We start from the raw sequence: 24256 nt of genomic DNA, 5'->3' as shown, positions 1-24256 counted from the left end.
TAGGTTTCATCACGTCAAACAGTGGCTTTCTCCGTGAGGTGAACCAGCATGTCGACCATTCGCGTCTTCGGCGGCCCGACCGCCCTCATCGAGTTCGGCGGCCTCCGCCTCCTCACCGACCCGACCTTCGACGAGCCCGGCGACTACCCGCGCGGCGGCGGCCGCGCCCTCACCAAGACCGCGCCCTCCCCCGTCACCCCCGCCGACCTCGGCCCGGTCGACGCCGTCCTGCTCTCCCACGACGAGCACCCGGACAACCTGGACACCTCGGGCCGCGCGTTCCTGCCGACCGCCCCGCTCGTCCTCACCACCACCAGCGGCGCCGAACGGCTCGGCGGCACCGCGCGCGGGCTCGCCCCCTGGGAGTCCGTGGAACTGGCCCGCCCGGACGGCGGCGCCGTCACCGTCACGGCCGCGCCCGCGCTGCACGGACCGGACGGGGCCGAAGCGGTGCTCGGCCAGGTGATCGGGTTCGTGCTGACCGCGCCCGACCTGCCGAGCGTCTACATCAGCGGCGACAACGCCTCGCTGGCCCTGGTGAAGGAGATCGCCGATCGGTTCGGCCCGATCGACACCGCCGTCCTGTTCGCCGGCGCCGCCCGCCCCGGGCCCTTCGACGGCGCGCTGCTCACCCTGGACAGCGCCCAAGCCGCCGAAGCCGCCGTCCTGTTGGGAGCGCGGCGCGTGGTGCCCGCGCACTTCGACAGCTGGGCGCACTTCACCGAAGGCCGTACGGCGCTGGAGGCGGCCTTCGAGGCGGCCGGGATCAGCGACCGGCTGCAGTTCGCCTGACGGAGGGCAGGAAGGGCGCCGACGGGACTCAGTCGTCCTGGACGTTGGACGCCGTGTGGAGGGTGGCGTACAGCGCGGACAGCCGGGCGTTCCAGTTGGCGTAGGTGGGGGCGTCGATGGCGCGCTTCTTGCCCAGGTCCTTGATCGTCTTCTGGGCGGCCCGGAGCTCCTGGGCGGCGTCGTCGGGGTTGCCCTCGTTCAACCGGGAGGCGGTCTCGTCGAGGATCTGCAGCAGTTCCTGCTGCTTGTCGCGCTCCTTCGTGATCGGCGCCTGGGCGACGGCCTGACGGAAGGACTGGAGCTGGAGCTCGGCGGGCTGATTGCGCGGCACGGCCTGGGTGGGGGCGGGAAGCGCGGCCGGAGTGGTGGCCGCGGCGGAGGCGGACGTGGCGCTCGGCGTGGGGGTCGCAGCCGGGGCGGTACGGGCGGGCGCCGTTGCGGCGGGCTTGGCGGCGGCGTTGCCGGCCGGCTCGTCGAAGGCGGTCACGGCCAGGGCGGTGATCCCGGCGAGGCCGGCCACACCCAGGGCGCCGAGCACCAGGGGCTTGTTGCGGCGGCTCCGGGCGGGGGCGGGGACGGGGACGAAGCCCGGTGCGGCCGGGTGCGCGGCGGGCGGCACCGCAGGGAGCGGCGCCATCACCGAGGTGGCGGCCGGGACCGGGGGGTTCGGCGACGCCTGCGGCGGGAGCAGGGTGGTGTGCTGCTGGTTCGGGTGCACCGGCTGGTTCGGGTGCGCCGGGGCCAGCGGGGCCACCGGCGGCAGCAGTTGAGTGGCGGCGGCCGTCGCGAGCAGCTCCGCCGTCGGGTCGCCGACCGCCAAGCCCGGTACGGTGCAGAGGAGTTCGACCCGCGCCGCGGCGGCGTCGGCCGGGCGGTGGGCCGGGTCCTTGGCCAGCAGGCGCAGCACCACCGCGTCCAGGGCCGGCGGCAGGCCCGGGCGCCGAACGGACGGCGGCAGCGGCTGCTCGCTGACGTGCTTGAAGGCGATCGCCACCGGGGTCTCGGCGGTGAACGGGGTCTCGCCGGTGAGCATCTCGGTCAGCACGCAGCCGACCGCGTACAGGTCGGTGCGGCCGTCCAGGGCGGAGGCGGTGGCCTGCTCGGGCGAGAGGTAGGCGGCCGTACCGAGCACGCTCGCGGTCTGGGTCAGGTTGCTGGACGAACCGGCCCTGGCGATGCCGAAGTCCACCACCTTCACGCCGCCGTCGTCGGTGATCATGATGTTGCCGGGCTTGATGTCCCGGTGCACCAGCCCGGCCGCGTGCGCGACCGACAGCGCCTCGCACACCGCCGCCGCGATGCCCACCGCGCGCTCCACCGGCAGGTTCGGCTGGTGGGCCAGGACGGCGGCCAGCGAACGGCCGTGGACCAGCTCCATGACGATGAACGGGGTGCCCTCGTCCACCCCCGAGTCGAAGACCATGACGATCCTCGGGTGCACCAGCATCGCGGCGTGCTGGGCCTCGCGACTGAAACGCTCGGCGAAGCGGGGGTCGTCGGCGAGGCCGCCGTTGAGGATCTTCACCGCGACCTGACGGCCCAGCACCCGGTCCACACCGCGCCAGACGGTGGCCATCCCGCCGACGCCGAGTATCTCGACGAGTTCGTAACGCCCGTTCAGCGCCCGTCCGATCACCTGGAACTCCCCTCACGTGCGGCCGCCGGGGTCCCGGGCGGCCTCGTGCACCTGTGCACGATAGCCGCCCCGGCCCGGGCGCCCGAGGGGGTGGCGGCCGGGGGACCGGGCAGCGATCCCCCGACCGCCGGATCGGGGTGCGGCCCGCCCTGACTGCGGGAGGGCGGGCCGCACGTTCCGGGCCGGCCGGGCCGGAGGCGCGTCCGGGGTGAGCGCCTGCCGGGCCGGCCGGGGCCGGCCGGGTGGACGGTGGGCACGGGGGAGCCGACCGTCCACCCGGGGTCTTCGGGTGGTTGTGCGTCCTGCGGGTGGTGCGGGGTGGTCCGGTTACTGCGGGGTGGTGCGGGTGGTGCCGGGTTACTGCGGGGTGGTGCGATCCGGGTGGGCGGCGAGCCCGGGGGGAGTCGCTCGCCGCCCACCCGGAGTTCTGGGGGTCATCTCCGGGCCGCCTGGTCGTCCTCGGAGTGGCCGGTCCTGCTCGGATGGATGTCCGGCAGGGTGGGCAGGCCCGACGGGGGCGGGAGCACTCCGCCCTTGCCGGGCTTGGCGCCGCCACCGCCGTTGGTGTCCTCGCCGTTGCTGTTGCCGTTGTTGCCGGAGCCGTTGCCGTTGGTGTTGCCGTTCCCGTTGCCGGAGCCGTTGCCCGAGCCCTTTCCGGCGCCCTTGCCGGAGCCGGAGGTGCCCTGGTGGTCGTCGCCCTGGTGGCCCTGGGCGCCCGCGCAGTAGTCCTGGACGCCGTCCGCCCCGCCGGCCGCCGCGATCAGCGGGGCGAAGAACGGGTCGGCGGCCAGCTGGCGCGGGCGTTCGCCCTTGCCCGTACGGTCCGCGAAGCCCTGGCAGAGGGGGAGCAGCGCGGCGGGCGGGGCGGGGCGGTCGTCGCCGTGCCCACCGGCCGTGCGGCCGTCGGGGTCCGGGGAGACCGGGCCGGACGGGAGCACCCGGTGCGGGTCGGTCGTCGCGCCGGTGGACGGCCGGGTGGTTCTGCCCGGGGAGGCGGAGCCGGTGCCGGTGCCGGTGCCGGTGGGGGTGCCGGACGAGGAGCCGGTCGGGCTGCCCGTGGTGGCGACCGTGTGCTCGGGTTCGGACGGGCCGCCCAGGCCGGACGGCAGGTTGCCGGTGCCGGCGGCGACCGCGACCCCGCACAGCGCGGTGGCGCCGAGCACGGCGGCAGCGGCCTTCGTGCTGAAGGCCCTGGCCAGCGCGGCGGTTGCCATCGATCGTCTCCGGACGGGTGTGACTACGGGGTCGGGCGTGAGACTCGCCTCCCGGAACGCGGCCAGGGCGGCCTCCTCCCCGGCCAGTTCCGCCGCCGTCGCCGGGGCGGCGGCCGCGGCCAGCACCCGGGCGAGCTGCCCGGGACCGTCCGGTCCGGTGAGCGAGGCGTCCTGCCCGGCCGACGGGCCGCCCACGGCGCCGCCGAGCAGCTGCTCGGCGGCATCACGGTCGATCCGACGGGATCGGTTGGTGCTCATCTCATGTCCTTCAGCGTCGCGGCCCGGCGTTCTGTCACACCCTGCGGAGAAGTTTTTTTCGCGGGTTCCCCGGCGGGTTGCCCCGCGGTTCCCCGCGCACGGGTCGACGGCGGTTCCGCGACGCCCGGTTCGGCCCGTCGGGCGGCCGGGAAACCGGTGCCGGCGGGGCCTCCGGCGGTACCGGCTGCCTCGGCGGCTCCGGCGGCTCCGGCGGTACCGGCTGCCCCGGCGCCTCCGGTGGCGAAGGGCTGCTCCAGCAGCTTGGCCAGTCGCCGCAGCCCCCGGTGGGCGGCCATCCGGACGCTGCCGGCCCGCTTGCCGAGCACCCGGGCGGCGCTCTCGGCGTCCAGTTCCATGACCACTCGCAGCAGCACCGCTTCGGCCTGGTCGCGCGGCAGCCGGGAGATCAGGGCCAGCGCGTCGGCGGTGCCGACGGTGGTGAGCGCGCTGCGGGCGGTGTCGTCCCCGGCGGCCAGTTCGGCGAGGTACTCGTACGGCAGGTCGGCGACCGGGCGGCGGCGCCGGGCGCGCAGGTGGTCCATCGCGCGGTTGCGGGCGATGGTGGCGGCCCAGCCGCGGAATCCGTCGCCGTCGCCGGAGAAGCCCCGCAGGTCGCGGGAGATCTGCAGCCAGGTCTCGGAGGCGATGTCCTCGGCGTCCTGGACGTCCTCGGGCCGCCCGCCGACGAGCACTCTCAGGTAGCGCAGCAGGCCCGGCTGCACGGTCCGGAACAGCAGCCGGAAGGCCTGTTCGTCCCCCTCCTGTGCGGCGCGGACCGCCTCGGTCAGGTCGACGGGAGCGGGGCCCCCGCCCGGTGGTGGGCCGGCGGGTGGTACTGGTCCGGACCGGCCGAGGGGGCTGCCGGTGCCCGCTCCGGGGCGTTCTGCACTCTGCACCCGCCACATGATGCGCCATCCGGGCGAACGGGTCGGCTCCGGTCGAAGGACCGGGCCGGACGGGGCCAAGGTCCCGCCGACTGCTGTCGTTCGCCCGCAGCCCCGGGGCACCGCCCCCGCCTACGTTGTCGGTAGGCGAAGCGATCCGGGCCCCCACCTGCCCGGACGCCCGGCTGGGCCCGGACGCCGGGCCCGCTGACCCGTCCCCGTGACCCCGCGCCCCCGCCGCGCCCGTTGTTCCGAGGCCCGCCCGAACCCGTTCGGGCGGGCACGTCCGGGCGCCACCGAGCGCTATCAGGCACGTCCGGGTGCCCGCGGCACCGCGCCACCGGCACGAGGACCAGCACCAGCACCGCACGACCAGCAGGGAAGACCACCGATGACGACTGCCCACGAGCTCCACGCGACGGGACTGCGCGAGCACCTCGCGCCCGCCCTGCGCGCCCTGGGCCTCACCGGTCGGCACCGGACCTTCGTCCTGCCCGACGACACCCACTGGATGCTGCTCGGCCTGGTCGAGCGCCCCGCCGCCGGCCGGGTCCCGTTCACCTTCGGGCTCAGCCTGGTCCGCCGGGCCGACTGGACGGCCGACGACCGGCCCGACCCGCTGGTCCGGTACGGCTCCGAGGTCTGGCGGGCCCGGGTCGGCGAGGTGCTGCCGGTCGGCGAGGACGTCTGGTGGGAGGTGCTGCCCGGGCCGCGCTGGCAGCTGCCGCTGGACGACGCCCTCGCCGCGGTCCGCGACTACGGCCTGCCGGAGCTGCGGCGCCGGGCCGCGGCGGACCGCTCCCCCGCAGGCGGGCCCTACCTCTCCCCCGCCGAGCTGGAGGACGTCAACGCCGCGCTGCTGACCGCCTCGGTGGCCCGGGTGCAGCGCGCCGAGCTGGCCGCCGACGCGCTGGTGCTGACCGGCGCCTGGACCCGCGGCGACGGCGTCGCCCGGACGGTGCTGGCCGGGGCCGCGCAGGGCTTCCTGTCCGCCGGGGACGAGCGGTTCCGGGTGGTGCGCTGCCTGGACACCCTGGGCCGGGAGTTGTGGACCTTCAGCTGATCCATAGCAGGTCAGCGGGGGTGTCACGGGCCGCACCGTGACACCTGTCATGCGGATCGGGCAACGGACGGCACTGCTCTGACGGAGGGTCGGACCGAAAGACTGGAGGCACGACGCGGGCAGCGGCCCGCGGCCACCAGTCCGGGGGAGAAACCCACCATGAGCAGCCAGACCGTCAGCGCCGCCACTGTTCCCGCCGCCACCGCCAGCGCCGCCCTCGCCACCGCCACCGCCACCGCCGTCAACGCCGCCACCGCTCCCGCCGTGGGCGAGGGCACCGCCGCGGCGCCCAACCCGGTGGCCGCCGGGCTCCGCCCGCTGCTCCTGGACGTGGCCGCCCCGCTGGCCGGCTACTACCTGCTGCACTCGGCCTGCGGTCTGAGCGAGTTCGCCGCGCTGGCCTGGAGCAGCGTCTTCCCGGCCGCCCGGACCGTCCTCGGCCTGCTGCGCGAGCGCACGGTCAACCTGTGGGCCGCGCTGATGCTGGCCGTCAACCTCGCGGGCCTGGCGCTCACCTTCGTCACCGGCGACGCCCGGATGATGATCGCCAAGGACGGCGGGCTGAGCGGCACCGTGGCCGTGGCCGTCCTGGTCTCCGGGCTGGTCGGCCGGTCGGTGATGACCCCGATGCTGATGCCCTTCGTCACCAAGGGCAAGAAGGACCGCGCCGCCGCCTGGCAGCGGCTGGTCGAGGGCCGGGCGGCCGGCTCACGGGCCTTCCGCCGCCACGAGCGGGTGTTCGCCGGCATCTGGGGCACCGCGCTGCTGGCCGAGTGCACGGCCCGGGTGGTCGGAGCCTTCACCCTGCCGGTGTCGACCATGGCCTGGCTGTCCACCGTGTTCATGCTCGGCGCGATCGTGGCCGGTTCGCTGTTCGGGCAGATCGCGGTCGAGCCGATCGAGAAGCTGGTCGCCGCCGAGGCCGGGGCTCCGGCTGCGGCCTGACTCCCGGTCGGAATCCCGGACGAACGAGCGGTGCCCGGCGTTCGAACAATTCAGGAACCATCGGGATCTCCCGGGAGTCCATATAACGAGGGGGTAACGGGACCCCCCGAGACGACGAACCGGGGAGCCCCACCATGCGGACGAACACGCTGACCACCACCGAGGACCGCACCCTCGTCTGGGACGGCTGCCTGAACGTCCGCGACCTGGGCGGACTTCCCACCGCCTCCGGCCGCCAGACCGCCCGCGGCGCGATAGCCCGGGCGGACAACCTGGACCGCCTCACCCGCGAGGGCTGGGACGCCCTCCTCGACCACGGTGTCCGCACCGTGGTCGATCTGCGTGACGCCGAGGAGTACAGGCCGCTCCTCCCGCTCCCCGAGGACGTCGAGCTGATCCGCGTCCCGCTGGACGAACTGGCCGGCCCCGCCTGGTGGGAGGCCCACGGCCGGCAGGACGGCACCCCGCTGGCCTTCCGCCCCTACCTGGAGCACTGCCCGCACGCCGCCGCCGCGCTGGTCACCGCGATCGCCGGGGCCCGCCCCGGCGGCCTGGTGGTGCACTGCGGCGCCGGCCGCGACCGCACCGGCCTGGCCGCCCTGCTGCTGCTCGCCCTGGCCGGGGTCGACCGGGCCGCGATCGCCGAGGACTACCTGCTGAGCGGCCCCAACGTCCGCCCGCTGTACGGGATGCTCGGCCTGCCGGACCCGTACCACCGGATCGACGCGGCGCTGGCCGAGGCCGGGACCACCGCCGAGGCCGCCCTGGCCGCCACGCTCGACTGGCTCGACCCGGCGGGCTACCTGCTCGCCGCGGGGGTCACGCCCGCCCAGGTCGCCGCCGTCCGAGCGCGACTGCTGCCCGAGGCGTAGACGCCGGCGGGGTCCGACCGCATTCGACAAGGGGCGAACGCAAGCTACCCAACGGTAAGCGTCAACCAATGGTTGACGATCCTCGGATCGACAACCTACGGTTGACGCATGGAGAATCCCGTTGTTCCCAGCACCACTCCGCTGCGCCTCGACGACCTGATCGCCGCGATCAAGAAGGTCCACACCGACGCGCTCGACCAGCTCTCCGACGCGGTCATCGCCGCCGACCACCTCGGCGACCTCGCCGACCACCTCATCGGCCACTTCGTGGACCAGGCCCGCCGCTCCGGCGCCTCCTGGACCGACATCGGCCGCAGCATGGGCGTCAGCAAGCAGGCCGCCCAGAAGCGCTTCGTCTCCAAGGGCCCCGGCAGCCCGGCCGACCTCGACCTCGACCCCAGCCAGGGCTTCGCCCGGTTCACCCCCCGGGCCCGCAAGGTCGTCGTGGCCTCGCAGGAGGAGGCCCGACGGGCGAACAACCCCGAGATCGGCCCCGAGCACATCCTGCTCGGCCTGCTCGCCGAGCCCGAGGGGATCGGGGTCAAGGCGCTCCTCGCCCAGGGCGTCACCCCGGAGGCCGTCCGGACGGCGGCCACCGCCGTGCTGCCGGTCGCCGTCGAGCAGCAGGTGCCCGCGATGATCCCGTTCGACGCGCAGGGCAAGAAGGCCCTCGAACTGACCTTCCGCGAGGCGCTCAAGCTCGGGCACAACTACGTGGGCACCGAGCACATCCTGCTCTCGCTGCTGGAGCTGGAGAACGGTGCGGGCGTGCTCGCCGGGCTGAACGTGGACAAGTCCGAGGCGGAGACCTTCGTCTCGGAGGCCATCGCCGCCCTCATCGCCGCCCGGGACGCCGCGCCCGAGCAGCAGTGAAGCCCTGCGCGCCGACTGCACCCCGGAGGGGGTGACTCCCCTCCGGGGTACGGCACTTCGGGCAGTCGCCCAGGGCTCAGAACCCGGAGACGCGGGTGGTGACGATCCGGACCCGGCCGTCGCCCGCCGCCTCCAGCGCCGCCCGCAGTCGGGCCGAACGGGCCGGGCCGAGCAGCTCCAGGGCCTCGTCCAGCGGGGCCCAGCGGTGGGTGTCCAGTTCGCCGGCCGGGACGGTCACGGGGGTGCCGTCCGGGACGGTGCCGAAGTCGAACATCAAGTGCTCGGCGGGGTGGTCGAGTTCGTTCGAGGGGTGGGTCCAGGAGATGGCCAGCAGGTCGCCGGCCTCCTTGACGATGCCGGTCTCCTCCTCCAACTCCCGCTCGGCGCACTCCACCGGGCCCTCCCCGAGGTCGATCGTCCCGCCGGGGAACTGCCAGTGCTCGCGGTACCCGGCCTTCACGATCAGGATCCGGCCGGACTCGTCGCGCAGCAGGCAGCCCGCCGCCGCGTAGATCCGGGGCAGGGACGCCAGCCACTCCTCGCGGGATCTCAAGGGCTCAGCCGTCACGGTGTTCCTCCAGGGCAGGGTGGGGCAGGGCGGTTCGATCGGCCCCACTCTGCCACCGGACGCGGCCAGGACCGATGAGTCCGGCGCCCGGAACCGGTCCAACCCGCATGGAGAGCACAGCGATCGGAACAGCGGACGAAGCCGTACTGGCCTGCGACCTGGGCGCCCTGACCGCCCCCGACCTGGCCGTCGTCGACGCCCTCGCCCGACTACGGCTGGCCGCCGCCCGGCACCGGGTGGACGTGGTACTGCTGAACGCCGGCGGCCCGCTGCGCGAACTGCTGGCGTTCAGCGGGCTCGCGGCACTGCTGCCGGGTGCGGTCGATCCGCTGGACGCCGTCGATCCGCTGGGCGGTGCGGCACCGACGGACGATCGGGCACCGGCGGGCGATCGGGCGGCGGCGGGCCTATTCGGCGGGGAGCCGGGCCGGGAGGCCGAACAGCGGAAAGAGCACGTCGGTGTCGAGGAAGCTGGTGAGCCCGGTGATCCGGCCCTCTGACACCTCCGGCACGACCAGCGCCCACGGCTCGTGCCCGCCGGCCGGGCTCGGCCGGTACTGGGCGAAGGCCGGGCCGCCGTTGGCCGTCACCGGGAGCAGCCGGGAGCCCCGGCAGCCGTGCCCCGGGCCCAGCATCCAGGCCCGGACCTCCCCCGGCCCGCGCAGCCACATCGAGAACGGCGGCATGTTGAGCGTGACGTCCTCGTGCAGCAGCGCGGCCAGGCCGTCCATGTCGTACGCCTCGAAGGCACGGACGTAGCGGTCCAGCAGCGCGCGGTGCGCCTCGTCCAACGCGGCGGCCGGGCGGGCGGCCGAGGCGTCCGCGGCGAGCACCGCGCGGGCCCGCTGCAGCGCGCTGTTGACCGAGGCGACCGTGACGCCGAGCAGTTCGGCGACCTCCGCGGCCCTCCAGCCGAGCACCTCGCGCAGGATCAGCACCGCCCGCTGCCGGGGCGCGAGGCGCTGCAGCGCGGCGACGAAGGCCAGCTTCACCGACTCGCGCTGGGCGGCCACCTCCGCCGGATCCCCCGTCTCGGGGAGCACCCGGCCGTCCGGCGCCGGGCCGATCCACGTCACCTCGGGCAGCTGGGTGCCACTCGCGGTGGCCACCGTCACCGGACCGGCGAGGTCCATCGGACGGGCCCGGCCCTTGCGGCCGTTCAGTGCGTCCAGGCAGACGTTGGTGGCTATCCGGTACAGCCAGGAGCGCAGCGCCGCCCGGCCCTCGAAGCCCCGGTGCCCGCGCCAGGCGCGGACCATGGTCTCCTGCACCGCGTCCTCGGCCTCGAAGACCGAGCCGAGCATCCGGTAGCAGTAGCCGGTGAGTTCGGTGCGGTACCGCTCCAGCCGGAGCTCGACCGGCTCCTCCGTGATCGCATCCGCCATGGTGCGCCCCCGTCGTCCCGCCGCGTGCTGGTGAACGGGACGAACGTAGCGCACCCCACTGACAGCGGGCCGGTGAGCCGGGCAGCCGGTCAGCCGGCCGATGGGGCGCGTCTGTCAGTGGGGTGCGTCGGTCGGCGGGCCCGCAACGCCGGGTAGGGCGGTCAGTGGGCCGAGTGCTTCTCGGCGCCGCGGTGGCGGTGTCCCTTGAGTTCCGCGTGCAGCGCCGGGGCGGAGTGCGGCAGCGCGGACGCCGCGTCCCGCCCGCCGTGGCGGAAGGCGTCCCCGGACGGGTTCCCGGCGGCGGCGGTCAGCGCACCGGCTCCGGGCTTGGGGCCGAGCCGGCTGGGCGTGGTCGCCATGCCCCGGCGTTCCAGCAGTTCCTGGGTGCCCCGGCGGAGCTGGGCGGTGCCGCCCGCGGTTCGCTTGGTCATGGTCGGCCTCCCTTCGGCGGCCGTGGCCGGACGGATGCCGGTCCTGGGGGCCGCTCGGGTGTTATGTCCGGATTTTATCCGGTCGGCGGGCCGATGCCACCGGTGGAGCCGGGGGCGGGCTCAGCCCATCTCCTCGTGGACGTAGCACCAGCGCCAGTCCTCCCCCGGCTCGTACGAGCGGACCACCGGGTGGGAGGAGTTGTGGAAGTGCGCGGTGGCGTGCCGCTGCGGCGAGTTGTCGCAGCAGCCGATGTGGCCGCAGTCCAGGCAGATCCGCAGGTGGACCCAGTCCCGGCTGCCGGCGGCCAGGCAGTCGGCGCAGCCGTCGACGGGCGGAAGGGGCTCGATGTCCCGCGGGGCCATGGCGAGGTCTTCGCAGGCGGTCATGGTCGAAGGCTATGACGGCTCGGGCCGGTCCGCCCGCTCAGGACCCGTCCGTTCAGGACCCGTCCGCTCAGGACCCGTCCGTGGACTCTGCGGACTCCGTTCGCTCCGTACGCTCCGCGCGCTCCGGAACCGGGCCGGTGGCCGTCCAACTGGCCAGCAGGGCCAGCTTCTGGGCGGTGGGCGAGCCCGGCGGGGCGGTGTAGGCGACCAGCACCTGGTCCGGCGAGCCGTTGACGGCCAGGGTCTCGTAACCGAAGTCGAGGTCGCCGACCAGCGGGTGCCGGAGCAGCTTCACGCCGCTGGTCTTCTCCCGGACCAGGTGATCGGCCCAGAGCCGGCGGAACTCCTCGCTGCGCAGCGACAGTTCGCCCACCAGGGCGGCCAGGGCCGGGTCGTCGGGGTGCAGCCCGGCGTCCCGGCGCAGCTGGGCGACGGTCTCCGCGGCGACGGCGTCCCACTGGCGGTAGAAGGTGCGGGCGGCGGGGTCGAGGAAGCCGTCCCGGACCTGGTTGGGCGGTGAGCCTGGCTTGCCGCCGGCCCGCTCGGAGAAACCGTTCACCGCGTCGCCCAGGGCGTTCCAGGCCAGCACGTCCATCCGGCGGCCCAGCACGAAGGCCGGCACCCCGGTCATCAGGTCCAGCAGCAGCCGCGTGCCCGGACGGACCCGCCGGTCCCCCCGGAGCCGGGCGGGCGCCTCCTTCGGCGGGCGGTTCAGCGACCGCAGGTGCGCGGCCTCCGCCTCGTCCAGCCGCAGCACCCGGGCCACGGCGTCCAGCACCGCGTCCGAGGCGCTGCCGCCGCGGCCCTGCTCCAGCCGGATGTAGTAGTCCACGCTGACCCCGGCGAGCTGCGCCACCTCCTCCCGGCGCAGGCCCTGCACCCGGCGGCGGCCGTGCGCGGGCAGGCCCACCTCCTCCGGCTGGATCCGGGCCCGGCGCGAGCGGAGGAAGTTCCCCAGGGTGTTCTCCATGCCAGGCAGGGTAGCCCCGGGCCGGCGGCCCGAGGGTGGTACTGCCTTTCCCAGGCTGGGAGTTCCCGGGAAGCGCCTACCCGGGAAGAACGCAACCCTGGGTGGGCGCGCGGCGGCGTCGCAGAGTGGTCGACGTCAACCCGGCCGACCCCCTTCAGGAGCCTCCGATGAGCTACCCCGCCCTCGCCACCCGTACCGCCGTCGTCACCGGAGCCGCCAGTGGCATGGGCGCCGCCACCGCCCGGCTGCTCGCCGCGAACGGCGCCCGGGTCGCCCTGCTCGCCCGCCGCACCGGGCGGATCGACGCGCTCGCCGCCGAGATCGCCGCGGCCGGCGGACAGGCCCTCGCCGTCACCGCCGACATCACCGACCAGGCCTCCGTGGACGCCGCCGCCAAGGCCGTCCACGACGCGTACGGACCGGTCGACCTGGTGGTCAACAACGCCGGCGTGATGCTGGCCAACCCGCTCGCCGACGGACGGATCGACGAGTGGACCCGGATGATCGACACCAACCTCACCGGCGCCCTGCGGATCGTCCGCGCCTTCACCGCCGACCTCACCGCGGCGGCCGCCGACGGCCGCACCGCCGACCTGGTCAACGTCTCCTCGATCGCCTCGCACGTCTCCTTCCCCGCGTTCGCCGTGTACGGCGCCACCAAGGCCGCGCTCACCCAGCTCTCCACCGCCCTGCGCACCGAGCTCGGCCCGCGCGACGTCCGGGTCAGCGCCGTCGAGCCCGGCCTCACCGACACCGAACTCGGCGGGCACATCGACAACCCGGCGCTGCGCGAAGGACTCGGCGACATGTTCGCCGCCATCCCGGCACTCGGCGCCGACGACATCGCGGACCTCATCGCCTACACCGTCAGCCGGCCCCGGCACGTCAACCTGCGCCACCAGGTAGTGCTGCCGACCCGGCAGGCGTGACGGCCCCGGCCCCGCTGCCGCCCCGCCCACGGCCCGCAGGTGGCATGGGAGCATGCCATCCGTGGCGATCGTGACGGGGAGAACGAACGGCGACACCGGCGGGGGCGGCGGTACCACCCGCGCCGGGCGGCCGGACTGCGATGGGGACATACCCGGGCAGAGGCGCACCGAGGGGGGCATACCCGGGCGGCCGGGAAGCCCGCGCCGACGGGCCCGACCGCTGGCCGAGGCCGGCCGGGTCCGGCAGCCCGTCGCCCTGATCCGGCTGCTCACCGGCCTGATCACCACCGCGCTCACCCTGCTGCTCGCCGACTACGCCCGCGCCACCACCGGCGGCATCGCCGCCGACGTCGCCGAGGCCGCCGCCCTGGTGCCCCGGCCGCTGGCCGGCCTGGCCGGCGGGCTCACCACCGCCGCCGTCCTGCTGCTGCCCGTCGGCCTCGCCGTCCGACGCCTGCTCGGCCCCGACCGGCGGCGCGCCCTCCAACAGGTCTCCGACGGGCTGCTCGCCGCCGTCATCGCGTACGGCGCCACCCTCGCCCTCGACCTGTGGGCCGACGACCTCGCCCCCGCCTCGCTGGTCACCGCCCTCACCCAGCGGCTGCCCGCCGACGCACTCGGGCACACCGAACCGGTGTACGGCTACCTGGCACCCGTCCTCGCCTTCATGACCGCCTCCGGCAACCGCGAACGGCGCCTGCCCTGGGCCGTCCTCGCGCTCTCCGGCCTCGCCGGACTCGCCGGCGGCTACGCCACCCCCACCGCCCTGCTGCTCGGCCTGCTCATCGGCTGGACCGGCGCCCACGGCACCCTGTACGCCGTCGGCACCCCCGACCCGCGGCCCAGGCCCGGCGAAGTCCTGCGCGCCCTGCGCGACAGCGGACTACGACCGGTCGAGGCCCTCCCCGCCGGACCGGACCGCTACCGGATCCGGCAGGCCGACGACCGGCCCGAACTCGACGTCCAGCTCCTCGACCGGCAGGCCGTCACCGCCGCCGCCGTCCAGCGCGCCTGGCGCCGCCTGCGCCTGCGCACCGCCCCGCACCCCCGGGCCCTGCGCTCGCCGCGCACCGGGCTGGAGCACGAGGCCCTGGTCACCTACGCGGCCCTCGCCGCGGGCGTCCGCACCCGCCGGATCGCCGCCACCGCGGGCCTCGGCCACGACACCGCCCTGATCGCCTACGAGCACCTGGCCGGACGCACCCTCGACCGGCTCGACGACACCGAGATCACCGACGAACTCCTCACCGACGCCTGGCGCCAGCTCGCCCTGCTGCAACGCCGCGAGATCGCCCACCGCGCCCTCGTCCCGTCCTCCCTGCTGGTCGACGACACCGGCGCCGTCCACCTGGTCGACTTCGCCGACGGCGACATCGCGGCCAGCGAACTCGTCCTGCGCTGCGACATCGCCCAACTCCTCACCACCCTCGCCCTCCGGGCCGGCGCCGCCCGCGCCGTCCGCACCGCCACCACCGTCCTCGGCCGCGACGCCCTGGGCGCCGCACTCCCCCTCCTCCAGCCGATCGCCCTCGCGCGCTCGACCCGGCAGTCGCTGAAGCGGTGGCCGAGCGGGAAGCCGGTGGAGGCCCCGGCCCCGGAGGGGGCCGGGGGCGGCCGGGGTGCCGGGAGCGCCGACGCGGGCCCCGCTCCGTCCGAGCCCGGCACCGAGGCCGCGACGGCCGACGGGTTGCTGGAGGAGATCCGGGCCGAGGTGTCGCGCGGGCGGCCGGAGGTGGTGGGGCGGCCGGTGCGGTTGGAGCGGTTGCGGCCGCGGACGCTGCTGGCCGTGGTCGGCGGGGTGGTGGCCGGGTGGCTGCTGATCCCGCAGTTCTTCGCGGCGGAGGAGAACCCGATCGCGGCCATGTCGGACGCCGATCCGTGGTGGCTGGCGCTGGCCGTGGTGGCGGCGGGGCTGAGCCACGTGGCGGCGGCGATGGGGTTCGTCGGCTTCGTGCCGGAACGGCTGGACTTCCGCAACGTGGTGCTGGCGCAGGTGGCCGGGGCGTTCGTGAAGCTGGTGTCGCCCGGCGGCGTCGGCGGGATCGCGCTGAACACCCGGCTGTTGCAACGGGCCGACATCCCCACCGCGCAGGCGCTGTCCAGCGTCGGGGTGGGGCAGCTGATCGGGCTGGTGCTGCACCTGTTGCAGCTGGGGGCCTTCGTCTACCTGGTGGACGCGCAGCCGGGCGGTTCGGAGCTGGACGCGCTGCCGGCCGTGGTGGGCGGGCTGGCGGTGGCCGCGGTGCTGCTGGTGGTGGTGTGGTCGGTCCCGTCGGCCCGCCGGTGGCTGGCGGCGCGGCTGCGGCCGCTGACGGCCCAGGTGCTGCCGCGGCTGCTGGACCTGCTGCGCAACCCGGCGCGGCTGGCGGTGGGGGTGTCCGGGCAGCTGCTGGTGTCGCTCTGCCTGATCACCTGCCTGTACTGCTGCGCGCTGGCGATCGGCCGGGAGCCGTCCTTCGCCGCGGTGGCGGTGGTGTTCCTGGTGGGCAACGCGGCGGGCAACGCCGCGCCGACCCCGGGCGGGGCCGGCGCGGTGGACATGGCGCTGGTCGTCGGGCTGCAGCAGACCGCGTCGATGGAGGAGGGCGGGGCGCTGGCGGCGGTGGCGCTGTTCCGGCTGCTGACGCTGATCCTGCCCGTGCTGCCGGGCTGGGCGGCGATGGCCTGGCTGCAGCGCCGCAAGGCCCTCTGAGGGCTCGTAGGCGTGCCGCTACTCGCGGTACTCGTCCTCGTCGAGCTGGACGACGCGGCTCTGCTCGGCGGCGTCCGCGAGGTCGGTGGCCGGGTCCGCGCCGACGGCCCGGCGCTCGGCGACGGCGTCGTACTCGTCGCCGGTGGGTGCTTCGTCGTCGGGCTCTACGGTCTCGACGGCCTCGTCGATCAGGTAGTCCTCGTGATTCTGCGGCATGGCGTCCGTCCTCGCTGTTCGGAGGCTCTCACGGGTGGCGGTACTGGCAGTATCCGCCGCCGGGCGCGCGGACGCGATGTGCCGGGCCCGCTCCGGCGTGTTGACCGACCCGCTATTGACCCACGAAATATAGGCCGGAATGACCCACTGGCATGGTGCATTCTGCTCCTAGGGTCGTAGTCATGACGACGAACGACACCACCGCCGCCCCCGCCCGCCTCGACTACGCCCGCACCGTCCCCAAGGTGTTCCGCGCGATGATCGCCCTGGACGCCGCGGCCCGCGAGGGCCTGGACCCGGCGCTGGTCGAGCTGGTGCAGATGCGCACCTCGCAGCTGAACAACTGCGCGTACTGCCTGGACATGCACGCCAAGGACGCCCGCAAGGCCGGGGAGACCGACGAGCGGATCTACCTGCTGCCGGTCTGGCACGAGGCCCCGGCCGGGGTGTACAGCGAGCGCGAGCGGGCCGCCCTGGCGCTGGCCGAGGAGATCACCCGGATCGGCGCCGGGGTCTCGGACGCGGTGTACGCCCGGGCGGCCGCGCACTTCGCGGAGGCGGAGCTGGCGCAGCTGATCTCGGTCTGCTTCACCATCAACACCTGGAACCGGATCAACATCGCCACCCGCAAGACCCCGGGCACGCTCTAGCCGCCCTCCGGCACGACCGTCGCAAGCGCGACCGTGGCCGCGGCCGTGGCCGTGGCCGTGGCCGTCCCGATCATGACCGCGCCCGTCCCGACCGGTCCGGGGCCCCGGCTGCGGGGCCCCGGCTGCGGGGCCCCGGCGGGCCCGGGGCGCCGGGCCGGGCGGAACGCGCCGCAGGCCACCGGGGGTACGATCGGTGCCGTACCCAGGGCTGACCCGCACCCACCCGGTGGCCCCGAGGCCCATCCGCACGACGGCCTGACGAACGACGGCCCTTACGAACGACGGGGAACCCATGTCCGGCTCGCACTACTTCTCCAGTGCACCCGAGGTCGCCAGCGAGCGCCGGCCGATCACGGTCTCGCTCCCGGACCTGACCCTCGAACTCACCACCGACGCAGGGGTGTTCTCGCACGGCCGGCTCGACCAGGGCACCCGGGTCCTGCTGGAGCACGCCCCGCAGCCGCGGGTGCGCGGCCCGATCCTGGACATCGGCTGCGGCTACGGCCCGATCGCGCTGACCTGGGCGAGCCGGCGCAAGCGGCTGCCGGTGTGGGCGGTGGACGTCAACGAGCGCGCGCTGGACCTGGTCCGGCTGAACGCCGAGGCGCTGCGGCTGGGCAACGTCCAGGCCGCGCTGCCGGACGACGTCCCCGAGGACCTCCGGTTCGCCACCATCTACTCGAACCCGCCGATCCGGATCGGCAAGGCCGAGCTGCGCGGGCTGTTGACGCACTGGCTCGGCCGGCTGACCCCGGACGGCTCGGCGTTCCTCGTGGTGCAGAAGCACCTGGGCTCGGACTCGCTGCAGAAGTGGCTCAACGAGCAGGGCTACCCGACCTCCCGGGTCACGTCGGTCAACGGGTTCCGGATTCTGGAAGCGCGACCCCGCCCGGATGCGGGCGAGGACACCGAGAGTGGACGGGGAACGACGTCGTGAAGCAGCTGCGCGGGACCGAACTGAAGCGACTGCACCGCACGTGGCGGCGCAGCAACGAGTTCCGGCTCGCGATGATCCTGGAGAACCTGCAGTCGCCGTTCAACGTCGGCTCGGTGGTCCGCACCGGGGCGGCGATGGGCGCCGAGAAGCTGTACCTGACCGGGGACACCCCGTCGGTGCGCTCCTCGGGCGCGCAGAAGGCCGCGATGGGCACCGACAAGTACCTGAAGGTGGAGCACTTCCCGACCGTCGCCGAGGCGGTCGCGGCGGCGAAGGCCGACGGCTTCAAGGTGGTCGGGCTGGAGCTGGCGGACGACGCGGTGCCGATGTTCGCCGCCGAGCTGACCCCGGCGGTGGCCTTCGTGCTGGGGCACGAGGACCGCGGGATCACGCCCGAGGCGCTGGCGCTCTGCGACCAGGTGGTGTTCGTGCCGCAGCTGGGCCGGGTCGGCTCGCTGAACGTCTCGGCGGCCGCGACGGTGGCCTGCTACGAGGCGCGCCGCCAGGGGTACGCGATCAGCGGCACCCCGGACGGAAGCGACGCCGGGGGAGACTTCGGGGACTTCGGGGACGACGACTGACACGTGTCCTCGCAAAGGGGATTGACGCCTGATCAGATGATCGGAGGGGTGTGCCGAAAGGCCCACCCCTCCGGCGTCTTCCGCCCCCGAACCCCCTCGGATATCTGCCGAACGGCAGATGTGCGGGCGCGGCCCGGGCGGAAGCATTCAGGGCGTGACCGAACTCCAGATCCTCGACCTCACCAAGGAGTACCGCGGCGGCAGACGCGCGGTCGACTCCTTCTCGCTGACGCTCAGGCCCGGCGTACTCGGCCTGCTCGGCGCCAACGGCGCCGGCAAGTCGAGCCTGATGCGCATCCTGGCCACCGTCACCCGGCCCACCTCGGGGCGGGTGCTGTGGGAGGGGGTCGACATCGCCCGCCGCCCCGGGCCGCTGCGCCGCGCCGTCGGCTACCTGCCGCAGGACTTCGGCGTCTACCCGCAACTCACCGCCCGCGAGTTCCTCGCCTACCTGGCCGCCGCCAAGGGGCTGCGGCGGCGCTCCGCCGCGGCCCGGATCGAGCAGCTGCTCGCCCTGGTCAACCTCACCGACGCGGCCGGGCAACGGCTCGGGGCGATGTCCGGCGGGATGCGCCAGCGGGTCGGCATCGCCCAGGCGCTGCTCAACGACCCGGCTCTGCTGATCGTGGACGAGCCCACGGTCGGGCTCGACCCGGAGGAGCGGCTGCGCTTCGGCAGCCTGCTCAGCGGGCTCGGCGCCGAGCGGATCGTCGTGCTGTCCACCCACATCGTCCCGGACGTCGCCGCCACCGCCGACCGGATCGCGGTGATGGGCGGCGGGCGGCTGCTGCGCGACGGCAGCCCCGAGGAGCTGCTGCGCGAGGCCGAGGGCTCGGTCTGGGAGCTGACGGTCGCCGCCGACCGGCTCCCGGAGCTGCGCGCGCGGTTCCCGCTCGGCGGCACCACCCGCACCCCGCAGGGCGTCCGGGCCCGGGTGCTCGCCCGGCACGCGCCCGGGCCCGGGGCGCAGCCCGTACCGCCCCGGCTGGAGGACGCCTACCTGCTGCTCACCGCCGGCCGGGCGGCGCCCGGGCGGCCGGAGGCGGTGGGGGCGTGGTGACGCGCATCGGGGCGCTGGCCCTGGCCGACTTCCGGGAGCGCCGGCGACGGCCCGGCTACCTGGTGGTGCTGCTCGGCACGCTCGCGCTCGGGCTGCTGGCCGCGCCGGTGGGCGACTCCCGCTGGACGGTGTTCCAGGTGACCGACCTGCACGGCCGCTACACCAGCGGCTACGTGGGGACGGTGACGGCGCTCGGCGGCGCGGCCTGGCTCTCGCTGGCCGGCTTCGGGATCGCCCGGGGCGCCATCGGGCGGGACGAACGGAGCGGCGTCGGCCGGCTCCTCGCCGCCACCCCGCTGAGCCGGGCGGGGTACCTGGCGGGCAAGTTCGTCGGCAACCTGCTGCTGTTCGGCTCGATGCTGCTCGCGCTGGCCGGGACGGCGCTCGCGGTGCAACTGCTCAAGGGCGACTCGGGCCGGGTGGACGCGGTGCGGCTGCTGCTGCCGTACGTGCTGATCACGCTGCCGCTGCTGGCGGCGGTGGCCGGGTGCGCAGTGCTCTTCGACACCGTGCCGGGGCTGCGCGGCGGGCTGGGGGCGGCGCTCTGGTTCCCGGTCTGGCTGGTGTCGGTGCTGGGCGCGCAGGCCGGCGGCGGGCCGGACCTGCTGGGTATGCGGCGGATCACCGCCTCGATCCGGGAGGTGCTCGCGGCGGGCGGGCGGCCGGTCGCCGGGGTGGAGTTCGGCGTCGGCCTGACGGCGGACAACCGGGTGCTCGGCACCTTCGACTGGCCCGGGCTCGGGCCGGACGAGGCGGGCGGACCAGCGGCCACGGGGGTGCTGCTGGTCTGCGCGGCGGTGGGGATCGCGCTGCTCGGTGCGCTCTGGTTCCGGCGCTTCGACGGGGATCCGGCCCGGCGGGGCACCGGGCCGACGCGGCCGGGCAGGGCGGGCAGGGCCGGCGGCGGGACCAGCCCCGGCGGGAGCGGCGACCCCGGCCCCGGCGTCGCCGCCGGGCCGGCGGGCTTCGGCCTGGGGCCGGCCCCACTGGCCGCTCCCCGGCAGGGCCGCATCGGCTTCGACGCGCTGCTCGGGGAGCTGCGGATCCTGGTGCGGGGGCACCGGCTCTGGTGGGCCGGGGCGGCCGTGTTCGCCGTCGCCGCGGCGGCCGTCGCACCGGACGGGCCGAGCCACGCGGTGCTGCCGTTCGCGATGCTCTGGCCGATGCTGCTCTGGTCCCGGATGGGCCACCGGGCCGAGGGCGGCAGCACCGAGCAGCTGCTCGCCACCTGCCCGTCCCCGTTGCGCCGGGGGTTGGCCGGGCTGCTCGCCGGGATCGTCCCGGCACTGGCGGTGGCGGTCGTACCCGCGCTGCGGCTGGCCGGCGCCGGTCAGCCGCGGGCTGCGGCGGGCGCACTGGCGGGCGCACTGCTGGTCCCCGCCCTGGCGCTGCTCTGCGGCGGCCTCACCCGGGGGCCCCGGCTGTTCCAGACCGTCTACCCGATGCTCTGGTACGGGATGGTCAACCACGTCTCCGGGCTGGACTTCCTGGGCGTCTCCGGGGAGCGCGCCCCCGCACCGGCGGCGGTCGCCGGGCTGGCCGCCGCCCTGACCGCGGCCGCGCTCGCCCTGGACGCGATACGCCGGGCCGTACGGTGACGGCGGGGCGGTGACGGCGGGGCGGTGACGGCGGGGCGGTGACGCCGTGCGGCCCGGCGTCCTGCGGTGGGCCGGGCGGAGGAGGCCCGGTTCCCCCACCGGGGGGAGCCGGTCCCTCCCCGGGGCGGAGGCCGCGGGCGGTAGCGGGCTGGGAGCTTGGAGGGGTCGGGCAGCAGCCCGAACTCCCTTGACTCATCGAAGGATCGACCATGCGTAAGCTCGCCGCCGCCATCGCGCTCGCCACCGCCGTCACGGCCCTCGCCACCGGGACGGCCGGCACCGCCGCCGCCACACCCGCACCCGCGTCCGCACCCGCACCGACCGCCGTACCGGCCCGGCACCTCGCCCTGCACGGCTGGACACTGCTCAACGAGCACGGACCGGGCGCCAACCCCGGCGAGCGGCTCACCGCGCAGGTCAGCGCCCGTACGGTCGACGGCCGGGCCCGGGGGCACGCCGTGGTTCAGCACGTCTTCGAGAAGGACGGCACCATCCGGGCCGAGTTCGACGTCGACTGCCTGACCGTCGACGCGGACGGCGCCGTCACGGTGACCGGGCCGATCTCACGGATGATGCTCACCCCGCTCGGTGGTGAGCCGCAGCCCTTCCTGCCCGGGCAGCACCCCGAGGCCGGTCTGACCTTCTACCCGGCCGACGGGCAGGGCGAGCGCCGGGTCGGCTGGGAACGGACCGACCCCGCGAGGCACACCGAGGTCACCCGGTGCGGCGCCGTCCCGGCCGGCTTCTGGGTCATCGGCGGCGGCACCGTCCTGCACCGGTAGCGGCGGGGCCCGCACCGGTAGCGGCGGGGCGGCCACGGCACCGGCGGACCCGCGGCGGCACCGGCGGGGCGGCGACGGTCAGCCCGGCGTCAGCTGAGCGTCAGCGACGCGCGCGACCGTAGTGGGCATGACGTCGATCACGGCGGTCTCCAGCTGCCTTCCCGACACCATCCCGATCGCCCGCTTCCAACAGCAACTCCAGCTGACGGACGTCCAGTTGCGCCGCTACCAGCGCTTCTACGGGCTCGCCGAGGTGTGCCGCGACCCGGCAGCCACCGAGACCGAGCTACTGCTGCGCGCCGCGACCAAGCTGGTCGAACTGCGAGGCCAGGAACAGCGCGTCAAGTACGTCCTACAGGCGCGCACCATGCCCTCGCCGCTGCCGTACCCGATGACCTCGCTCGGACCGCTCCAGGCCGAACTCGGCCTGGAGCACGCCACGGCGTTCGTCGTCGCGCACCACGCCTGCGCCTCCGGCCTGCTCGCCCTGGACCTGGCCGGCACCCTGCTCGCCGCCGACCCGGACCCGACCGCTCTCGCCCTGGTCGTCGCCGGGGAGAAGGCCTGCACCACCCAGACCCAGTCCATCCCGGACGTCACCGTGATGGGCGAGGGGACGGTCGCGTTCCTGGTGAGCGCGGACCGCTCCGGCCCGGACCGGATGACCGGGTACGCGGCGCGCACCTACCCGCAGTTCGGCGACGAGTTCATCATGGGCGAGACCGCCGCCAAGGAGTTCCAGGACCTGTACGGGCCGGGCCTGTGCGAGGTGATCGGCGCAGCCCTGGCCGAAGCCGGTTGCGGGCTGGACGAGTTGGCGCTGGTGCTGCCGCACAACGTCAACCGGCTGTCCTGGATCGGCGTCTGCAAGGAGCTCGGGCTGCCGTTGGAGAAGGTCTTCCTCGACCTCGTCGGCGAGACCGGACACTGCTTCTGCGCCGACCCCTTCATCAACCTGCAGAGAGCCACCGAGCTGGGGCGGCTGCGCCCCGGCGACCGCTATCTGATGACCAGCGTGGGGCTCGGGGCGACCTTCGCCGCCATGGTCTTCGAGCACTGACGGACTCTCAACCGACCGAGCGCACACGAGAAATGGACGAGGTCGACATGCACCTTCCCTCCGCCGGCTTCGGCGCGCGGCTCAAGCGCGCGGTCACCGGCTCCGCGGACACCCCGCTGGTGTTCCTGGGCAACTTCGAGGTGGAGAACCACTGGGCGCTGGGCGAACCCGCCCTGCCCCGGGTGGCCTCGCACGCGGGCAGCGCGGTGGTCAACCGGATGGACGAGTTCACCCTGCTGCTCGGCGGCAAGGGCGACCACGTCGTGCTCAAGACCGCACTGGACGTGGGCTACCGCGACTACCTGGAGGGCCTCGGCCTCGCCCTGCCCACCGTGCACGTGGTGGCCGCCCAGGACCCGCAGCGCACCGTCAGCGAGGACGCCCTCGCCGACCCGGTCCTGCTCGACGCCCTGGCCGGACTCACCGCCGAGGGCGCCCGGCTGACCGCCCACGGCATCTCCGCGGTCGAGGAGCAGCTGGCCGCCCGGACCGGCCTCGCCCTGGCCGCCCCCGCCGCCGCGGTGTGCAAGCGGGTCAACAGCAAGGTGTACAGCCGCCGCCTCTCCGACGAGCTGGGCATCCGGCAGGCCCGCGGCTGGGCCTGCGAGACCCTGGAGGAGCTGGCCGAGGCGGTGGCCGCGGCCGGTGAACTCCTCGACGCCGGGCGCAAGGTGGTCCTCAAGGACGCCTTCGGGGTGTCCGGCAAGGGCATCGTGGTGCTGGACAGCGCGGCCCGGCTGGGCCGGCTGCACCGGATGGCCGTCCAGCAGGCGGAGAAGGCGGCCCGGGCCGAGGGCGGGGCGCCGCGCACCGCGCTGGTGGTCGAGGAGTGGGTCGCCAAGCGCTGCGATCTCAACTACCAGTTCACCGTGGGCCGGGACGGCTCGGTGCACTTCGACTTCGTCAAGGAGCTGCTCACCGAGGGCGGGGTGCACAAGGGGCACCGGATCCCGGCCCGGCTCTCCGACCGGCAGGTCGAGGAGATCGCCGCGACCGCGCTGCGGCTCGGCGAGCGGCTGGCCGCGGACGGCTACTACGGCGTGGCCGGGGTGGACGCGATGGTCGACCCGGACGAGGGCCTGTACCCGGTGATCGAGATCAACGCCCGCAACAACATGTCCACCTACCAGAACGTGGTGCACGAGGGCGGCCTGGCCGGGCCGGAGGACGTCGCCGTCGCCCGCCACTACCCGCTGCGGCTGACCCGTCCGGTGCCCTTCGCCGAGCTGGCCGAGGTGCTGGACGGGCTGCTGCTGGCCGACCGGGGCCCGCGGCCGCGCGGCCTGTTCGTCAACAACTACGCCACCGTGAACGCCGCACACGGAACGGCCGCACACGGAACGGCCGCGGACGGCCCGGAGGGCTTCGAGGGCCGGCTGTACGGGGTGCTGGTCGGCGCCTCCGACGAGGAGATCGCGGCGATCGACACCGACATCACCCGCCGCCTCGCGGCCTTCCCGGAAAGGAGCTGAG

At 75.1% G+C, this 24256-nt stretch carries 25 protein-coding genes; 16 read left to right on the top strand and 9 right to left on the bottom strand.

The window, feature by feature from the left end; translation table 11 throughout:
- Positions 1–48: 48 nt before the first annotated feature.
- A complete protein-coding gene (locus tag ABTY61_RS31465; RefSeq protein WP_350508520.1) occupies positions 49–792 on the top strand; it encodes an MBL fold metallo-hydrolase in 744 nt (247 codons plus the stop codon).
- Between the two features lie 28 nt (positions 793–820).
- Here ABTY61_RS31465 and ABTY61_RS31460 read toward each other — a convergent pair whose 3' ends face one another.
- The 3 genes from ABTY61_RS31460 to ABTY61_RS31450 form a co-directional block, all read right to left on the bottom strand.
- Positions 821–2428, bottom strand: a complete 1608-nt coding sequence (locus tag ABTY61_RS31460; protein WP_350508519.1) for a protein kinase domain-containing protein — start codon at positions 2426–2428, stop codon at positions 821–823.
- Positions 2429–2862: 434 nt separating this feature from the next.
- On the bottom strand, positions 2863–3900 hold the full coding sequence (locus ABTY61_RS31455) for a hypothetical protein (RefSeq protein WP_350508518.1): 1038 nt from the start codon (positions 3898–3900) through the stop codon (positions 2863–2865).
- A complete protein-coding gene (locus ABTY61_RS31450) occupies positions 3897–4796 on the bottom strand; it encodes an RNA polymerase sigma factor (protein WP_502895459.1) in 900 nt (299 codons plus the stop codon). Before ABTY61_RS31450 ends, ABTY61_RS31455 begins: the two co-directional genes overlap by 4 nt.
- A gap of 379 nt (positions 4797–5175) precedes the next feature.
- Here ABTY61_RS31450 and ABTY61_RS31445 point away from each other — a divergent pair, with 379 nt between their 5' ends.
- The 4 genes from ABTY61_RS31445 (at position 5176) to ABTY61_RS31430 (ending at position 8537) form a co-directional block, all read left to right on the top strand.
- Entirely contained in the window at positions 5176–5847 is a 672-nt protein-coding gene (locus tag ABTY61_RS31445) for a hypothetical protein (RefSeq protein ID WP_350508517.1), read from the top strand.
- A 159-nt stretch (positions 5848–6006) separates the two neighbouring features.
- Positions 6007–6792: a VC0807 family protein gene (locus tag ABTY61_RS31440; RefSeq protein WP_350508516.1), complete on the top strand. Its 786-nt coding sequence runs from the start codon at positions 6007–6009 to the stop codon at positions 6790–6792.
- A 134-nt stretch (positions 6793–6926) separates the two neighbouring features.
- The gene (locus tag ABTY61_RS31435; protein WP_350508515.1) at positions 6927–7664 is read left to right on the top strand and encodes a tyrosine-protein phosphatase; all 738 of its coding nucleotides are present in this window, start codon (positions 6927–6929) and stop codon (positions 7662–7664) included.
- Positions 7665–7772: 108 nt separating this feature from the next.
- Positions 7773–8537, top strand: a complete 765-nt coding sequence (locus ABTY61_RS31430; RefSeq protein ID WP_350508514.1) for a Clp protease N-terminal domain-containing protein — start codon at positions 7773–7775, stop codon at positions 8535–8537.
- A 76-nt stretch (positions 8538–8613) separates the two neighbouring features.
- Here the strand turns inward: ABTY61_RS31430 and ABTY61_RS31425 are convergent, their stop codons facing one another.
- On the bottom strand, positions 8614–9105 hold the full coding sequence (locus ABTY61_RS31425) for an NUDIX domain-containing protein (protein ID WP_350508513.1): 492 nt from the start codon (positions 9103–9105) through the stop codon (positions 8614–8616).
- A 107-nt stretch (positions 9106–9212) separates the two neighbouring features.
- On the opposite strand from ABTY61_RS31425, the gene ABTY61_RS31420 reads away from it, so the two are divergent.
- Positions 9213–9605: a hypothetical protein gene (locus tag ABTY61_RS31420; RefSeq protein WP_350508512.1), complete on the top strand. Its 393-nt coding sequence runs from the start codon at positions 9213–9215 to the stop codon at positions 9603–9605.
- Here ABTY61_RS31420 and ABTY61_RS31415 read toward each other — a convergent pair.
- The 4 genes from ABTY61_RS31415 to ABTY61_RS31400 form a co-directional block, all read right to left on the bottom strand.
- Positions 9513–10490: a sigma-70 family RNA polymerase sigma factor gene (locus ABTY61_RS31415; RefSeq protein ID WP_350508511.1), complete on the bottom strand. Its 978-nt coding sequence runs from the start codon at positions 10488–10490 to the stop codon at positions 9513–9515. The genes ABTY61_RS31420 and ABTY61_RS31415 overlap by 93 nt on opposite strands.
- 161 nt (positions 10491–10651) lie before the next feature.
- On the bottom strand, positions 10652–10921 hold the full coding sequence (locus ABTY61_RS31410) for a hypothetical protein (protein WP_350508510.1): 270 nt from the start codon (positions 10919–10921) through the stop codon (positions 10652–10654).
- 120 nt (positions 10922–11041) lie between these two features.
- Positions 11042–11308 carry a UBP-type zinc finger domain-containing protein gene (locus ABTY61_RS31405; protein WP_350508509.1) on the bottom strand — a complete coding sequence of 89 codons (267 nt, stop codon included), beginning with the start codon at positions 11306–11308 and terminating at the stop codon, positions 11042–11044.
- A 67-nt stretch (positions 11309–11375) separates the two neighbouring features.
- Positions 11376–12278 (bottom strand): helix-turn-helix transcriptional regulator, encoded by a 903-nt coding sequence (locus ABTY61_RS31400; RefSeq protein ID WP_350508508.1) that lies wholly within the window; start codon positions 12276–12278, stop codon positions 11376–11378.
- Between the two features lie 167 nt (positions 12279–12445).
- On the opposite strand from ABTY61_RS31400, the gene ABTY61_RS31395 reads away from it, so the two are divergent.
- Both ABTY61_RS31395 and ABTY61_RS31390 read left to right on the top strand, forming a co-directional pair.
- Complete coding sequence (locus ABTY61_RS31395; protein WP_350508507.1) at positions 12446–13207, top strand: SDR family oxidoreductase; 762 nt, start codon at positions 12446–12448, stop codon at positions 13205–13207.
- Positions 13208–13268: 61 nt separating this feature from the next.
- The gene (locus ABTY61_RS31390; protein WP_350508506.1) at positions 13269–15899 is read left to right on the top strand and encodes a lysylphosphatidylglycerol synthase transmembrane domain-containing protein; all 2631 of its coding nucleotides are present in this window, start codon (positions 13269–13271) and stop codon (positions 15897–15899) included.
- Between the two features lie 18 nt (positions 15900–15917).
- Here ABTY61_RS31390 and ABTY61_RS31385 read toward each other — a convergent pair whose 3' ends face one another.
- The gene (locus ABTY61_RS31385) at positions 15918–16115 is read right to left on the bottom strand and encodes a hypothetical protein (protein WP_350508505.1); all 198 of its coding nucleotides are present in this window, start codon (positions 16113–16115) and stop codon (positions 15918–15920) included.
- Positions 16116–16297: 182 nt separating this feature from the next.
- Here ABTY61_RS31385 and ABTY61_RS31380 point away from each other — a divergent pair, with 182 nt between their 5' ends.
- The 8 genes from ABTY61_RS31380 (at position 16298) to ABTY61_RS31345 (ending at position 24255) form a co-directional block, all read left to right on the top strand.
- Positions 16298–16765: a carboxymuconolactone decarboxylase family protein gene (locus tag ABTY61_RS31380; protein ID WP_350508504.1), complete on the top strand. Its 468-nt coding sequence runs from the start codon at positions 16298–16300 to the stop codon at positions 16763–16765.
- 292 nt (positions 16766–17057) lie between these two features.
- Complete coding sequence (locus ABTY61_RS31375) at positions 17058–17702, top strand: class I SAM-dependent methyltransferase (RefSeq protein ID WP_350508503.1); 645 nt, start codon at positions 17058–17060, stop codon at positions 17700–17702.
- A complete protein-coding gene (locus ABTY61_RS31370; RefSeq protein WP_350508502.1) occupies positions 17699–18283 on the top strand; it encodes a TrmH family RNA methyltransferase in 585 nt (194 codons plus the stop codon). The genes ABTY61_RS31375 and ABTY61_RS31370 overlap by 4 nt, the downstream gene beginning before the upstream one ends.
- 154 nt (positions 18284–18437) lie before the next feature.
- Positions 18438–19343, top strand: coding sequence for an ABC transporter ATP-binding protein (locus ABTY61_RS31365; RefSeq protein ID WP_502895458.1), 906 nt, complete (start codon positions 18438–18440; stop codon positions 19341–19343).
- A complete protein-coding gene (locus ABTY61_RS31360; RefSeq protein WP_350508500.1) occupies positions 19337–20941 on the top strand; it encodes an ABC transporter permease subunit in 1605 nt (534 codons plus the stop codon). The genes ABTY61_RS31365 and ABTY61_RS31360 overlap by 7 nt, the downstream gene beginning before the upstream one ends.
- Before the next feature lie 209 nt (positions 20942–21150).
- Positions 21151–21723, top strand: a complete 573-nt coding sequence (locus ABTY61_RS31355; protein WP_350508499.1) for a hypothetical protein — start codon at positions 21151–21153, stop codon at positions 21721–21723.
- A 127-nt stretch (positions 21724–21850) separates the two neighbouring features.
- Positions 21851–22783, top strand: coding sequence for a 3-oxoacyl-[acyl-carrier-protein] synthase III C-terminal domain-containing protein (locus ABTY61_RS31350; RefSeq protein WP_350508498.1), 933 nt, complete (start codon positions 21851–21853; stop codon positions 22781–22783).
- 47 nt (positions 22784–22830) lie between these two features.
- Positions 22831–24255, top strand: a complete 1425-nt coding sequence (locus tag ABTY61_RS31345; RefSeq protein WP_350508497.1) for a preATP grasp domain-containing protein — start codon at positions 22831–22833, stop codon at positions 24253–24255.
- Position 24256 lies beyond the last annotated feature (1 nt).

This window comes from Kitasatospora sp. NPDC096128, from assembly GCF_040303105.1.
Lineage (GTDB): Bacteria > Actinomycetota > Actinomycetes > Streptomycetales > Streptomycetaceae > Kitasatospora.
The sequence above is the reverse complement of the archived record's forward strand: the minus strand, read 5'-3'. Positions and strand labels throughout refer to the sequence as shown.